A 13,584-nucleotide genomic window follows, 5' to 3' on the forward strand; every position below is an offset into this window, starting at 1 on the left:
GCCTACCTGCGCATGGCCAAGCTCAAGGATCTGCCGACCAACCCCTTTGCTCCTGCTGCCCCGATTGGGCTCGGCGTTACGCCGCATGTTCTCTGAGGTCCAGTTCCACTCGAAACGGCATAGAGCCCCCACGCACCGAACCGCAAACGTTCTGGATGGTCAAACGTGATGCCCGCGCCGAAGATCGACACCTTGTTTTCAAAACTCGCGCCAGCTAATTGCACCCGCAACCAACGCCAGGCTTGTAACCAGCAGATTCCTGCGTTGACGCAGCAGGTCGGCACCCATCGGGTCACGCGTCTTGCCGTTCACTTCGGTCCCCTCATCATTGATGGGTAAAACAAAAAAGCGCCCGGAGAGGCGCATGTTTGCTGGTCTGCTGGCGGAGACTGTGAGATTCGAACTCACGGACGGTTGCCCGTCGGCAGTTTTCAAGACTGCTGGTTTAAACCGCTCACCCAAGTCTCCGCGAACTGGCGCGTATTCTAGCCGGCCTCTGCAGGCCTTGGCCGGGTCTCAGGCGGCCTGGAGCAGGCCTTTCTTTTCGATGAAGGCCACGACCTCTTCCAGCCCCTGCAGCGTTTTCAGGTTCGTCATCACAAACGGCTTGCTGCCGCGCATGCGCGTGGTGTCGGCGGCCATGATGTCCAGGTTGGCACCCACGTGGGGCGCCAGGTCGGTCTTGTTGATGACGAACAGGTCGCTCTTGGTGATGCCGGGGCCGCCTTTGCGGGGGATCTTCTCGCCGGCGGCGACGTCGATGACGTAGATCGTGAGGTCGCTCAGCTCCGGGCTGAAGGTGGCGGCCAGGTTGTCGCCGCCGCTTTCCACGAAGACGATGTCGGCATCGGGGTGCTGGCCCAGCATGCGGTCGATGGCTTCGAGATTGATCGAGCAGTCTTCACGGATGGCGGTGTGCGGGCAGCCGCCGGTTTCCACGCCCATGATGCGGTCGGCCGGTAGCGCGCCGCTCACCGTGAGCAGGCGCTGGTCTTCCTTGGTGTAGATGTCGTTGGTGATGGCGATGAGGTCGTGCTTGTCGCGCATGGCCTTGCACAGCATTTCCAGCAGGGTGGTCTTGCCCGATCCGACCGGGCCGCCGATGCCCACGCGCAGCGGGGGCAGGTGCTTGGTGCGGCGGGGGATGTGGTGCAGTGCGGTGGTGGTGTTCATGATCGGAAGAGGCGTGAGTATTGGGTTTCATGCTGCGCCGCCAGGATGGCGAGCATGGGCGAAAAAGCCTGGCGGTCCGCGTCGCCGGTGTGCAGCGCGGCATCGGCGGCGGCGGGAATGGCGGCGGCCAGCCGGGCGAGGATGCGCTGGCCGGCGCTCTGGCCCAGCGGCACCGCCTTGAGCGCGGCCTGCACCATGTTCTCGGCCCACCCGAAGGTGTAGGCCAGCAGCACGTCGCGTGCGCCGGCTTCGGTGCCGGCGGCGGCCAGGGCGAAGGCAACGGGGTAGGTGGGGGTGGGCGGCAGCGCCGCGAGCGCGGCCACGTCGTTCAGCCGGGCTGCATCGCCCGCGTGCTGGTTGCGCAGCCAGTCGGCCAGCGAGCGGCCCATCTGCTCGGTCTGCAGGCGCATTTCGCTGGTTTCGCGCGTTTGCAGAACCCAGTCGTTCAAACGGCGCACGCGGGCATGGTCGGCGGCGCGCCAGGCGGCCAGGGCCTGTTGCAGCACGGCCATGTCGCCGCGTGCCTGGGTGAGCTGCAGTTGCGCGGCCAGCCATTCGGCGGCTGCGGCTTCGGTGGTGACGCCGGCACGCTCCACCGCCACTTCCAGCCCTTCGGAGTACGAGAATCCGCCCACCGGCAGCGCTGGCGAGGCCAGCCAGATGAGCTGCAGCAGGCTGGCTGCGGGCAAAGCCGTGGGTGGGGCGTCGATGGCAACGGCGGCTGGCTCGGGCTCGGGCACGGGTGAGGACGCGGTGCAGGCGGAGGCCGTCATCGCGGCGTCAATGGTTGTGGTTGTGGTGGGGGTGATCGCACTGGGCGGTTGCATGGGGATCGTGGGCGTGGCCGTGGCCGTGGTCATGGCCGTGATCATGGCTGTAACCCGCGTGGTGGTGCCCGTGGTCATGTCCATGGGCATGCACGGCATCGGCGGCCTTGTGCGAATGGGCTGCGTGGCCACCGTCATCGCCATGGTCGTGGGCATGTTCGTGCCCGTGCTCATGGCCGTGCCCATGATGCCCATGGCCATGCCCATGGTGCCCACCCGCCGCATAGGCGCCGCCTTCGGGCTCGAAGGGGGCTTCGATCGAGTTCACGGTGAGGTGCATGGCACGCAGCATCTCGGCCAGCACGTGGTCGGGCTCGATCTGCAGGTGCGTGGGCGTGAGTTCGATGGGCACGTGCCGGTTGCCCAGGTGGTAGGCGGCGCGGGTCAGGTCGAAGGCGGTGCCGTGGTGGGTGCAATGCGTGATGCGCAGCACGGCCTGGGGCGCGGCGATCACGCGGACCAGGGCGCCGTCTTCGGCCACCAGCACGTCGCCGCCGCGCACGGCGGTGCCGCGTGGCAGGAAGATGCCCAGTTCCCGCCCGGTGGAGTCGGTGGCGGCGAAGCGGCTTTTCTGGCGCGTGTCCCAGTCGAGTTCCAGGGTGGCGGCGCGCTTGACGAGCACGGGCGCGAGGCCCTTGCCCTGGGCGATGAGTTTGGAGACTTGAAGCATGCGTGCGATCAGAACAGAAAGTAGCGTTGCGCCATGGGCAGCACGGTCGCGGGCTCGCAGGTGAGCAACTGGCCGTCGGCGCGCACGGTGTAGGTCTGCGCGTCGATCTCCATGTGCGGCGTGTAGTGGTTGTGCACCATGTGCTGCTTGCGCACGCCGCGAATGCTGCGCACGGCGCTGAGCGTTTTGGCCAGACCGAAGCGCTCGCCGATGCCCGCGGCCAGCCCGGCCTGCGACACGAAGGTGAGCGATGTGCGGGCCAGCGCGCCGCCGAAGGCGCCGAACATGGGCCGGTAGTGCACGGGCTGCGGCGTGGGGATGGAGGCGTTGGGGTCGCCCATGGCGGCCATGGCGATGAAGCCGCCCTTCAGGATCATGGCGGGCTTCACGCCGAAGAAGGCGGGCTTCCAGATCACCAGGTCGGCCCACTTGCCCACCTCGATGCTGCCCACCTCGTGGCTGATGCCGTGGGCGATGGCGGGGTTGATGGTGTACTTGGCCACGTAGCGCTTGATGCGCGTGTTGTCGCTGCGCGCGGTGTCGCCGTCCAGCGTGCCGCGCTGGGCTTTCATCTTGTGGGCGGTCTGCCAGGTGCGCAGGATGACCTCGCCGACCCGGCCCATGGCCTGGCTGTCGCTGCTCATCATGCTGATGGCGCCCAGATCGTGCAGCACGTCTTCGGCCGCGATGGTTTCCTTGCGGATGCGGCTTTCCGCAAAGGCCAGGTCTTCGGCGATGGAGGCGTCCAGGTGGTGGCACACCATGAGCATGTCCACATGCTCGTCCAGCGTGTTCACGGTGTACGGCATGGTGGGGTTGGTGGAGGAGGGCAGGAAGTTCGCCTCGCCCACCACGCGCAGGATGTCGGGCGCATGCCCGCCGCCCGCGCCTTCGGTGTGAAAGGCGCAGATGCCGCGGCCCGCCACGGCGGCGATGGTGTTTTCGACGAAGCCGCTTTCGTTGAGCGTGTCGGAATGGATGGCGACCTGCGTGTCGGTGGCGTCGGCCACGTCCAGGCAGTTGCTGATGGCGGCCGGCGTGGTGCCCCAGTCTTCGTGCAGCTTGAGGCCGATCACGCCCGCATCGATCTGCTCGTGCAGCGCGTGGGGCAGGCTGGCGTTGCCCTTGCCGAGAAAACCGAGGTTCATGGGGAAGGCATCGGCCGCCTGCAGCATGCGCTCGATGTTCCAGGGCCCCGAGGTGCAGGTAGTGGCCAGCGTGCCGGTGGCCGGGCCGGTGCCGCCGCCCAGCATGGTCGTGATGCCGGAGGCCAGGGCTTCTTCGATCTGCTGCGGGCAGATGAAGTGGATGTGGCTGTCGATGCCGCCCGCCGTGACGATGTTGCCCTCGCAGCTGATGATCTCGGTGCCGGGGCCGATGACGATGTCCACGCCGGGCTGGGTGTCCGGGTTGCCGGCCTTGCCGATGGCCGCGATGCGCCCGCCCTTGAGGCCGATGTCGGCCTTGACGATGCCCCAGTGGTCGAGGATGAGCGCGTTGGTCAGCACCGTGTCCATGGCGCCGCCGGCGGTCGGGCCGGTGCCCTGGCCGTCGCGCGTGCGCTGGCTCTGCGCCATGCCGTCGCGGATGGTCTTGCCGCCGCCGAACTTCACCTCTTCGCCATAGCCGACGGGCCGGCCGGCGGCGTCTTTTCTGCCTTCGCCCGCGCGCAGCGTGTAGTCCTGCTCGACCTCGGCGATGAGCCCGGTGTCGGCCAGGCGCACGCGGTCGCCGACGGTGGGGCCGAACATCTCGGCATAGGCGCGTTTGGACACAGTGGCCATGGGAAGGTGCTCCAGCTCTCGGGCGGTTCGAAAAGGGATGGGGTCGGGCTCAGGCGGCGGCCGGGGCCGGCGGCTCGCCCAGCGGCCCCTGAGTGAGGCCGCGAAAGCCGTACACCGTGCGGTCGCCCGCGTAGTCCACCAGTTCCACGGTGCGCTGCTGGCCGGGCTCGAAGCGCACGGCCGTGCCGCTGGCGATGTTCAGGCGCATGCCTTGCGCGGCGTCGCGGTCGAAGCCGAGCGCGCCGTTGGTCTCGGCGAAGTGGTAGTGCGATCCGACCTGGATCGGCCGGTCGGCCGTGTTGCGCACCACCAGCGTGAGGGTGCGGCGGCCGGTGTTGAGCGCGTGTTCGCCCTCGTCGATGAAGAGTTCGCCAGGAATCATGGGGGTGGCCTCTCGGTGGTGTGGGCGTGGGGCGGCGCGGGCTGCGCTCAGGCCATGCGCACGAGCAGCGTGGCGCCCAGCAGCGCGGTCGATGCGCCGGCCATCACGGCCAGCCAGCGGTGGCGTGCAATCACCGCATGGCCCAGGGCGATGCCCGTGGCGTGCAGCGCAGCGGTGGCGATCACCATGCCGGCGAGGGCCAGCCACTGGCCGCTGCCGCCCAGCTCGGTGCCGTGCGCCGCGCCGTGGAAGAACGCGAACGCGCCGGCCAGCCCTGCCGCCAGCGGCATGGCCAAATGGCGGCGCCAGGCCACCAGCAGGCCCAGCACCAGCAGCGAGGCCGCGATCATCGGCTCCACGGCCGGCACCGCCACGCCCAGAAAGCCCGCCGTGGCCCCCGCCGTCAGCAGTGCCACGAAGGCGGCGGGCGCCAGCCACACGGGCCGCACGGCCAGCGCGCTCCACACGCCCACGGCCAGCATGGCAGCCAGGTGGTCCAGGCCGGTGAAGGGGTGGACCAGGCCGGTGAAGGGGTGGACCAGGCCGTCGAGGAAGCCGGCGTCGGCATGCAGCGCGTCCTCCGCGCCATGACCCGGGTGGGCGAAGGCGAGGACGGGCAACAGCAGCAGCGCGGCGGCAGAGACGAAGAAACGGGTTTTTGCTTCTTTTTTCATAGCATCAAGGGCAATGGGTACTAGGGCATGAGAGGGATTTGGTTCAAAAACCCGTTACACGATGGGCTGGTGCACGGTGACCAGCTTGGTGCCGTCGGGAAAGGTCGCTTCCACCTGGATGTCGGGAATCATCTCTGGCACGCCCTCCATCACATCGGCCCGCGTGAGCACCGTGCGGCCCTCGCTCATGAGCTGCGCGACGGTCTTGCCGTCGCGCGCGCCCTCCATCACGGCGGCGCTGATGAGGGCCATGGATTCGGGGTAGTTGAGCTTGAGCCCGCGCGCACGGCGCCGCTCGGCCAGCAGCGCGGCGGTGAAGATCAGGAGCTTGTCTTTTTCGCGGGGGGTGAGTTCCATGGCGCAGCGGGCTGAAGGGGAGAAGCTGAAGGGGCGAGGGTCGGAATGCGCATGGTAGTCAGCAAGCGCCATGCCCGTCCATACGCCAGATGGCGGTGGCGCCGCCCCGTGGCATGGAACCTGCACCCTGCACCCGCGCCCCTGAAGGCTCCATGACACCCGCCAGCCCCGCCACCGCCCCTGCCGACCACCTTGCCGCCGTGCCGCAGCAGGTGGTGAAGGTGCGCCGCGACTACAACAGCTGGGTCGCCACCGAGACGATGGAGGACTACGCGCTGCGCTTCACGCCGCAGAGCTTTCGCCGCTGGTCCGAATGGCGCGTGGCCAATACGGCCTTCGGTGCGGCGTCGTTCCTGGTGCTGGAGGCGGTGGGGGCCACGCTGCTGGTGCAGTACGGTTTTTTGAATGCCTTCTGGGCCATCGTCGCCACGGGGCTCATCATCTTCCTGGCGGGGCTGCCGATCAGCGTCTATGCCGCGCGCTACGGCGTGGACATGGACCTGCTCACGCGCGGGGCGGGCTTCGGCTACATCGGCTCCACCATCACCTCGCTGATCTACGCCACCTTCACCTTCATCTTCTTCGCGCTGGAGGCGGCCGTGATGGCCTATGCGCTGGAGCTGGCGCTGGACATTCCGCCGCGCTGGGGCTACCTCATCTGCGCGCTGGCGGTGATTCCGCTGGTCACGCACGGGGTGTCGGCCATCAGCCGGCTGCAGGTGTGGACGCAGCCGCTGTGGCTGGTGATGCTGGTGGTGCCGTTCGTCTACGTGCTGGCACGCGATCCTGGTGCGTTCGCGGGCGTGATGCACTACGGCGGTGAATCCGGTGCGGCGTCCACGTTCGATCTGCCCTTGTTTGGTGCGGCGCTCACGGTGGGCATCGCTCTCATCACCCAGATGGGCGAGCAGGCCGACTACCTGCGCTTCATGCCGGCGCGCACGGCGGCCAACCGCTGGCGCTGGTGGTTCGGCGTGCTGGCCGGCGGGCCGGGCTGGGTGGTGCTGGGCGTGGTCAAGATGCTGGGCGGCGCGCTGCTGGCGTATCTGGCGATCAGCCACATGGTGCCGGTGGAGCGCGCGGTGGACCCGAACCAGATGTACCTGGCCGCCTACGAATACGTCTTCCCGCACTACGGATGGGCGGTGGCGGCCACGGCGCTCTTCGTGGTGGTGTCGCAGATCAAGATCAACGTGACCAACGCCTACGCGGGCTCCCTGGCGTGGAGCAATTTCTTCTCGCGCCTCACGCACAGCCACCCGGGGCGGGTGGTGTGGGTGGTGTTCAACACGCTCATCGCGTTCATGCTCATGGAGATGAACGTGTTCAAGGCGCTGGGGCAGGTGCTGGGGCTCTATTCCAACCTCGCCATCGCCTGGATGATGGCCGTGGTGGCCGACCTCGTGGTGAACAAGCCGCTGGGCCTGTCGCCCCGGGGCATCGAGTTCAAGCGGGCGCACCTGTACGACATCAACCCGGTGGGCGTGGGGGCCATGGCGCTCGCTTCGGGGCTGTCCATCGCGGCGCACCTGGGGCTGTTCGGGCCGCTGGCACAGGCGTTCTCGGCGGTGATCGCCATGGTGACGGCCTTCGTCGCCGCGCCCCTCATCGCATGGGCCACGCGCGGGCGCTACTACCTGGCCCGCCCCGCAGGCGGGCCGGCGCAGGCCGTCGGTGCGCCCGGGGCCTGGGCCGTGCAGCGCTGCGTGATCTGCGAGCGCGAATACGAGGCGCCCGACATGGCCCAGTGCCCCGCCTACCGCGGCACCATCTGCTCGCTGTGCTGCACGCTGGATGCGCGCTGCGGCGACATGTGCAAGCCCCATGCGCATCTGGCGGTGCAGTGGAGCGCTGCCCTGCGCTGGGTGCTGCCGCGGCGCGTGTGGCGCATGCTCGATACCGGGCTGGGCCACTTCCTGCTGCTGATGCTGGTCATCGCGCCGCTGCTGGCGGCGGTGTTCGGGCTGTTCTACCACCAGGAGCTGCAGACGCTCACCCCGCTCGTGCCCGAAAGCGGCGCGGTCTCCGCCGCCGGGCCCGGCACGCACGCCGCGCTGCGCTCGGGGCTGCTCAAGGCCTACCTCGCGCTGCTGGTCATCTCGGGCATCGTCGCGTGGTGGCTGGTGCTGGCCCACAAGAGCCGCAAGGTCGCGCAGGAGGAATCCAACCGCCAGACGCACCTGCTGCAGCGCGAGATCCACCTGCACCGCCAGACCGACGAAGCCCTGCAGGAGGCGCGCCGCATCGCCGAGCACGCACGCTCGCAGGCCGAGCAGGCGCGCGGCGTGGCCGAAGAAGCGCGTGAAGAGGCCGAAGGCGCGCGGCTGCTGGCCGACCAGGCCAACCAGGCCAAGAGCCGCTACATCAGCGCCATCAGCCACGAGCTGCGCACGCCGCTCAACAGCATCCTCGGCTATGCGCAGCTCATGGGCGAGGACGCCGCCGTGCCGCCGCACCGCCAGCAGGCCGTGAGCGTGATCCGCCGCGGCGGCGAGCACCTGCTGTCGCTCATCGAAGGCACGCTGGACATCGCCCGCATCGAAAGCGGCAAGCTCACGCTGCAGGTGCGCCCCATGCACTTTGCCGACTGCCTGCACGAGATGTGCGACATGTTCGAGCCGCAGGCCCGCGCCAAGGGGCTGGCATTCCGCTTCGAGCCGCAGGGCACCTTGCCCGAGTGGGTGCGCGGCGACGACAAGCGCGTGCGCCAGATCCTCATCAACCTCATCGGCAACGCCATCAAGTTCACCGCCAGCGGCCATGTGCGCCTGGCGGTGCGGCACGCGCGCGAGCTGGCCCTGATCGAGATCGAGGACAGCGGCCCGGGCCTGACCGAGGCCGAGCGCGCCAGCATCTTCGAGCCCTTCGCGCGCGGCGCGGCCAGCAGCCAGGGCGCCGCGCCCGGCGCCGGCCTGGGCCTGACCATCGCCAAGATGCTCACCGAACTGATGGGCGGCGAGATGACCGTGACCAGCACGCCCGGCGAGGGGGCGCTGTTCCGCATTCGCCTCTTCCTGCCCGAGGTGCACCCCGGCGCCGTGGGCGACACGCTGGCCCCGGCCCGCCTGCGCCCGCCGCGCCGTGGCTACGAAGGCCCCCGCCGCCGCCTGCTGGTGGTGGACAACGAAGAGGCCGACCGCGAACTGCTCGTGCAGCTGCTGGCCCCGCTGGGCTTCACCTTGCGCACCGCCGCCAGCGGCCATGACGCGCTGGACCTGATCGCGGCCGGCTACCGGCCCGACGCCGTCTTCATGGACCTGGCCATGCCCGGCATCGACGGCTGGGAAACCATCCGCCGACTGCGCCGGTTCGAAGCCGCGGCGGGCCAGGGTGCGCCGGCAGCGACCGCACAGCCGAAGACCGGGCAGGCCCACATCGCGGTGGTGTCCGCCAACGCGTTCGACAAGGGCCTGGAGAACGACGTCGGCATTCGCCCCGAGGACTTCATCGTCAAGCCCGTGCGCCACAGCGAACTGCTGGACTGGCTGGAACGGCGCCTGGCCCTCGTCTGGATCGACGATGCGCCCGCGGTGCCCGCCACCGCTTCTTCTGCTGCGCGGTCGGCCCCGGCCGCGGCGGGCGCGCACGCTGCAGATCCGCCTGCACCCGCCCCTGCAGCGCTGGTGCCGCCCGACCCGGCGCGCCTGCCGGCCCTGTCCGAAGCCGTCGAGCTGGGCTATTACCGGGGCGTGCTCAACCAGCTGGGCGCCATCGAAGTGGCGCAGCCCGAATGCGCGGCCTGGGTGGGACAGGCGCGCGCGCATGCGCGGCAGTTTCAGTTCGAGGCCATCGCCCGCATGCTGGCCGACGCCGCCGCGGCGCCATAGCCTCCGATCCCTTTCCCATGACTGCGAACGCCATGCTCCCCACCGCTGCGCTGCCCCCCGATGCCGCCGCGCACACCCTAGACCGCGCCCGCTCGGACGTGGTGCTGATCGTGGACGACGTGCCGGACAACCTGGCCGTGCTGCACGACGCGCTCGACGAATCCGGCTACACCGTGCTCGTCGCCACCAGCGGAGAAACCGCACTCTCACGCGCGGCGCAGGCGCTGCCCGACGTGGTGCTGCTGGACGCGATGATGCCGGGCATGGACGGCTTCGAAGTCGCGCGGCGGCTCAAGGCCCTGCCGGCCACCGCGCACATTCCCATCATCTTCATGACGGGGCTGACCGAGACCGAGCACCTGGTCGCCGCGCTGGACGCCGGCGGCGTGGACTACGTGACCAAGCCCATCAAGCCCAAGGAAGTGCTCGCGCGCATGAACGTGCACTTGCAGGGCGCCCGCCGCGCGCGCCAGGAAATGCGCCAGGCCGGCCAGGCGCGCAACGCGCTCGACGCCTTCGGCTACGCCAGCATCACCGTGCGCGCGAGCGATGGCCGGCTCATGTGGCAGACCGCCCTGGCGCGCGAGCTGCTGCACGGCTATTTCGGCGGCGGGGCCGGCGGTGCCAGTGCTGCCAGTGGCAGCGATGCGGGCGCGTCGGCCGGCACGGCCAGCGATGCGCCGGTGCCCCTGCCGGCCTTCGCCCCGGCCCCCGTCACCGAATGGCTGAAAGCGCAATTGCCCCACGTGGCGGACTTGGCGGCGCAGCAGCAGGAGCCGCCGCGCCTGGTGGTGGAGCAGGGCGCGCGGCGCCTTTCGTTCAGCCTGCACCAGCAGACCGGCGACAGCGAAGGCGGTGGCGATTGGCTGATCGTGATGCGCGAGGTGTCCGATGCCGCCGTGATCGAAGCCATGGGCCTGTCGTTCAAGCTCACCGCGCGCGAGGCCGAGGTGCTGTACTGGCTCGTCAAAGGCAAGACCAACCGCGACATCGGCGACATCCTGGGCGCCAGCCCCGCCACGGTGAAGAAGCACCTGGAGCGCGTGTACGTGAAGCTGGGCGTGGAGACGCGAACGGCGGCGGCGGGCATCGCCATGGCGCGCATCCGGCAGACGCATCCGCAGTTCGAGGGCTGAACGCGCCGCCCGAGGCCCTAGAAACGCACCCCCGTGGACACCCGCCACATGTTCTGCGGCGTGAAGTTCACCAGCGGGTCCCAGGCCGCGCGCACGAACCATCCGGGCCAGTCGTAGCCCACCGACAGGCCGGCGCGGCGCTGCCAGCGGCCGCCCACCGTGCCCTGCTTGGCCAGCAGGTCCACCGTGAGCCGCTCGCCATCGGGCCGCGGGCTGCGCCATACGAGGTGCAGGTTCTGCTGGTCGGGGTTTTGCCGGTTGTCCCGCACCAGTTGCAGCGCCAGGGTGTCGCCGCTGTCCCAGCGGTGGCTGCCGTACACGCTGTAGGCGTCGTTGGGATCAAAGTTGAGGTTGGCGTAGTTGCGCAGATTGGTGCGCCCCAGGCCTGCGCCCAGCACCCAGGTGGTGCCGGTCTCCACGGCCACGCTGCCGCCGACGAAGCCGCCCGATGCGATCTGTAGCGACGGCAGCACGCGCCAGTCGCCGAAGGCCACGCTGCGGTCCCAGCCGGCGCGTGGCATCGAAAAATCGAGCGCGGGCGAGCGGAACGCGCCCACCCACCAATGGTCGTCGCCCCGGGTGTAGCGCAGGTTCACGTCCAGGCCCGGTCCCGCGGGCAGGCCGCCGCCGGACACGTGATAGACCCCCGTGGTCAGCTTGAAGGGCAGGGATGGGTCTGCGCCGGCGCCGGCATCCGCGTCCGCATCGGCCGCGGCGCGGGCAGCGGGGGCCATGAGCGCGCTGGCGCAGGCCGCCGCGCACACGGCGGCGCGCCACGCGAAGCGATGGCCCCGTGCCGCGCTGCCGGGCACTGAACGGTCAACTCGCACGGCGGCCGATCTCGATCAGGCGGTTGTCCGGCAGCCGGAAATAGTCCGACGCCCGCGCCGCGTTGCGCTGCAGCGAGCCGAAGACGGCCTTGCGCAGGGCGCCCAACCCGTCGAGCCGGCCGCTGCCCAGCGAGGCGCGCGAGGTGAAGTACGAGGTGGACATGGTTTCGATGTGCAGGCATTTCTGGTAGGCCAGCAGGCGCAGGGTTTCGGGAACGTCCGGCGGCTCCATGAAGCCGTGGCTGGACGTGACGCACCAAAAGCCGTGCCCCAGTTCCTGCGCCTGCAGGCGCTCGCCCGCCGGTACGCGGGGCACCGGGCGGGTGCGCACGGCCAGCACCACCACGCGTTCGTGCAGCACCTGGTTGTGCTTGAGGTTGTGCAGCAGCGCGTGCGGCACGCTCTCGGCATCGGCCGTCATGAACACCGCCGTGCCGCGCACGCGGTGCGGCATGCCGGCCGCCAGCGCTTCGATGAAGGGCACGAGGGGCATGCGTTCCTGCGCCGCGGCCTGCTCGGCCACGCGCCGGCCCTTGGCCCAGGTGGTGAAGACGAACATGACGACTGCCGCCACCGCGAGGGTGAGCCACCCGCCGTCCTCGATCTTCAGCGTGTTGGCCACGATGAACGTGATGTCCACCAGCGCGAAAAAGCCGACCCCCAGACCCACGGCCAGGGGGTTCCAGCGCCACAGCCGCAGTGCGACCACGCCGGCCAGCAGCGTGGTGGTGAGCATGGTGAGCGACACCGCGATGCCGTAGGCGGCCGACAGCGCGCTCGAGCTGCGAAACGCCAGCACCAGCATCAGCACGCCGGCCATCAGCAGCCAGTTCATGGTGGGCAGGTAGATCTGCCCGATGGCCGAGTCCGAGGTCTGCACGATACGCATGCGCGGCAGGTAGCCCATGCGGATGGCGTGGGCCGTCATCGAGAACGCGCCCGAGATCACGGCCTGCGAGGCGATGACCGTGGCGCAGGCCGCCAGCACCACCACGGGCACGGTGGCCCAGGCGGGGAACATCCGGAAGAAGGGGTTGTCGATGGCCGCAGGATCGGCCAGCACCAGCGCGCCCTGCCCGAAGTAGTTCAACACCAGCGAGGGCAGGGCGATGAACAGCCAGGCCAGCCGGATGGGGGCCGCGCCGAAGTGCCCCATGTCGGCATACAGCGCCTCGCCCCCCGTGAACGCGAGGAACACCGCGCCCAGCACCGCGAGCGACTGCGCCGGGTGCGTGGCCAGGAACTGGACGGCCCAGCGTGGGTCGATGGCCTCCAGCACGTGCGGGTTCTGTGCGATGTGGCAGATGCCGGACACGGCCAGCACGCCGAACCACAGCACCATCACCGGCCCGAACACGCGCCCCACCGATGCGGTGCCTTTGCGCTGCACCAGGAACAGGCCGATCAGCACCAGCAGCGTGATCGGCACCACGTAGGGCTTGAAGACCGGCGTGGCGACCTCCAGCCCTTCGACCGCCGACAGCACCGAGATGGCCGGCGTGATGAGGCTGTCGCCATAGAACATGGCCGCACCGACCAGGCCCAGCCCGGCGATGGCCTTCCAGGCCCAGGGATGGGCGCCGCCGCGTTCCAGCGCCTGCGCGGCCAGGCCCTGCAGCGCCAGGATGCCGCCTTCGCCGTCGTGGTCGGCGCGCAGCACGAACACCACGTACTTGAGGGTGACGACCAGCATCAGCCCCCACAGCACCAGCGACAGCAGGCCCAGCACCGCAGCGCGGTCCAGCGCCACGCCGTGTTCGGGGTTCAGGCATTCCTTGAAGGCGTACAGGGGCGAGGTGCCGATGTCGCCGAACACCACGCCCAGCGCGGCGATCATCAGGGCGGACTTGGCGGTGAAGCCCTGGGCAGCGGGCGCGTGCCCGGGCACCGGAGTGGAGGTCATTGCAGAGTGCGTCGGCAGTGG

Annotated in this window: 12 protein-coding genes and 1 tRNA gene; 2 read left to right on the forward strand and 11 right to left on the reverse strand. The window is 69.7% G+C overall.

Going from position 1 to position 13,584, the window contains the following annotated elements; translation table 11 throughout:
* Nucleotides 1-198: 198 nt before the first annotated feature.
* From AVHM3334_RS19265 to AVHM3334_RS19305, 9 genes are all read right to left on the reverse strand, one after another.
* On the reverse strand, nt 199-366 hold the full coding sequence (locus tag AVHM3334_RS19265) for a hypothetical protein (RefSeq protein WP_284415021.1): 168 nt from the start codon (nt 364-366) through the stop codon (nt 199-201).
* Between the two features lie 14 nt (nt 367-380).
* A tRNA-Ser gene (locus AVHM3334_RS19270) sits at nt 381-468 on the reverse strand.
* A 48-nt stretch (nt 469-516) separates the two neighbouring features.
* Complete coding sequence (ureG, locus tag AVHM3334_RS19275; protein ID WP_284415023.1) at nt 517-1,173, reverse strand: urease accessory protein UreG; 657 nt, start codon at nt 1,171-1,173, stop codon at nt 517-519.
* On the reverse strand, nt 1,170-1,946 hold the full coding sequence (locus AVHM3334_RS19280) for an urease accessory protein UreF (RefSeq protein ID WP_502869945.1): 777 nt from the start codon (nt 1,944-1,946) through the stop codon (nt 1,170-1,172). Before AVHM3334_RS19280 ends, ureG begins: the two co-directional genes overlap by 4 nt.
* Nucleotides 1,947-1,953: 7 nt before the next feature.
* Nucleotides 1,954-2,670, reverse strand: a complete 717-nt coding sequence (ureE, locus tag AVHM3334_RS19285) for an urease accessory protein UreE (RefSeq protein ID WP_284415025.1) — start codon at nt 2,668-2,670, stop codon at nt 1,954-1,956.
* A gap of 8 nt (nt 2,671-2,678) precedes the next feature.
* Complete coding sequence (gene ureC / locus AVHM3334_RS19290) at nt 2,679-4,454, reverse strand: urease subunit alpha (protein ID WP_284415028.1); 1,776 nt, start codon at nt 4,452-4,454, stop codon at nt 2,679-2,681.
* A 49-nt stretch (nt 4,455-4,503) separates the two neighbouring features.
* A complete protein-coding gene (locus AVHM3334_RS19295; RefSeq protein ID WP_284415030.1) occupies nt 4,504-4,836 on the reverse strand; it encodes an urease subunit beta in 333 nt (110 codons plus the stop codon).
* A gap of 47 nt (nt 4,837-4,883) precedes the next feature.
* Complete coding sequence (locus AVHM3334_RS19300; RefSeq protein WP_284415031.1) at nt 4,884-5,510, reverse strand: HupE/UreJ family protein; 627 nt, start codon at nt 5,508-5,510, stop codon at nt 4,884-4,886.
* Nucleotides 5,511-5,564: 54 nt separating this feature from the next.
* Nucleotides 5,565-5,867 (reverse strand): urease subunit gamma, encoded by a 303-nt coding sequence (locus tag AVHM3334_RS19305; protein ID WP_092745910.1) that lies wholly within the window; start codon nt 5,865-5,867, stop codon nt 5,565-5,567.
* 152 nt (nt 5,868-6,019) lie between these two features.
* Between AVHM3334_RS19305 and AVHM3334_RS19310 the strand changes: the two genes are divergently transcribed.
* Both AVHM3334_RS19310 and AVHM3334_RS19315 read left to right on the forward strand, forming a co-directional pair.
* Nucleotides 6,020-9,694 (forward strand): hybrid sensor histidine kinase/response regulator, encoded by a 3,675-nt coding sequence (locus AVHM3334_RS19310; RefSeq protein WP_284415033.1) that lies wholly within the window; start codon nt 6,020-6,022, stop codon nt 9,692-9,694.
* A gap of 32 nt (nt 9,695-9,726) precedes the next feature.
* On the forward strand, nt 9,727-10,830 hold the full coding sequence (locus AVHM3334_RS19315; RefSeq protein ID WP_284415035.1) for a response regulator transcription factor: 1,104 nt from the start codon (nt 9,727-9,729) through the stop codon (nt 10,828-10,830).
* 17 nt (nt 10,831-10,847) lie between these two features.
* Here the strand turns inward: AVHM3334_RS19315 and AVHM3334_RS19320 are convergent, their stop codons facing one another.
* Both AVHM3334_RS19320 and AVHM3334_RS19325 read right to left on the reverse strand, forming a co-directional pair.
* On the reverse strand, nt 10,848-11,660 hold the full coding sequence (locus AVHM3334_RS19320) for a hypothetical protein (RefSeq protein WP_284415037.1): 813 nt from the start codon (nt 11,658-11,660) through the stop codon (nt 10,848-10,850).
* On the reverse strand, nt 11,650-13,563 hold the full coding sequence (locus AVHM3334_RS19325; RefSeq protein ID WP_502869946.1) for a potassium transporter Kup: 1,914 nt from the start codon (nt 13,561-13,563) through the stop codon (nt 11,650-11,652). Before AVHM3334_RS19325 ends, AVHM3334_RS19320 begins: the two co-directional genes overlap by 11 nt.
* Between the last annotated feature and the right edge of the window lie 21 nt (nt 13,564-13,584).

It is taken from the genome of Acidovorax sp. SUPP3334, from assembly GCF_030159055.1.
GTDB lineage: Bacteria > Pseudomonadota > Gammaproteobacteria > Burkholderiales > Burkholderiaceae_C > Paracidovorax.

Coding starts and splice junctions, on each gene's coding strand:
- AVHM3334_RS19265 (WP_284415021.1), bottom strand. CDS start 366: ATGCGCCTCTCCGGGCGCTTTTTTGTTTTACCCATCAATGATGAGGGG.
- ureG (WP_284415023.1), bottom strand. CDS start 1,173: ATGAACACCACCACCGCACTGCACCACATCCCCCGCCGCACCAAGCAC.
- AVHM3334_RS19280 (WP_502869945.1), bottom strand. CDS start 1,946: ATGACGGCCTCCGCCTGCACCGCGTCCTCACCCGTGCCCGAGCCCGAG.
- ureE (WP_284415025.1), bottom strand. CDS start 2,670: ATGCTTCAAGTCTCCAAACTCATCGCCCAGGGCAAGGGCCTCGCGCCC.
- ureC (WP_284415028.1), bottom strand. CDS start 4,454: ATGGCCACTGTGTCCAAACGCGCCTATGCCGAGATGTTCGGCCCCACC.
- AVHM3334_RS19295 (WP_284415030.1), bottom strand. CDS start 4,836: ATGATTCCTGGCGAACTCTTCATCGACGAGGGCGAACACGCGCTCAAC.
- AVHM3334_RS19300 (WP_284415031.1), bottom strand. CDS start 5,510: ATGAAAAAAGAAGCAAAAACCCGTTTCTTCGTCTCTGCCGCCGCGCTG.
- AVHM3334_RS19305 (WP_092745910.1), bottom strand. CDS start 5,867: ATGGAACTCACCCCCCGCGAAAAAGACAAGCTCCTGATCTTCACCGCC.
- AVHM3334_RS19310 (WP_284415033.1), top strand. CDS start 6,020: ATGACACCCGCCAGCCCCGCCACCGCCCCTGCCGACCACCTTGCCGCC.
- AVHM3334_RS19315 (WP_284415035.1), top strand. CDS start 9,727: ATGCTCCCCACCGCTGCGCTGCCCCCCGATGCCGCCGCGCACACCCTA.
- AVHM3334_RS19325 (WP_502869946.1), bottom strand. CDS start 13,563: ATGACCTCCACTCCGGTGCCCGGGCACGCGCCCGCTGCCCAGGGCTTC.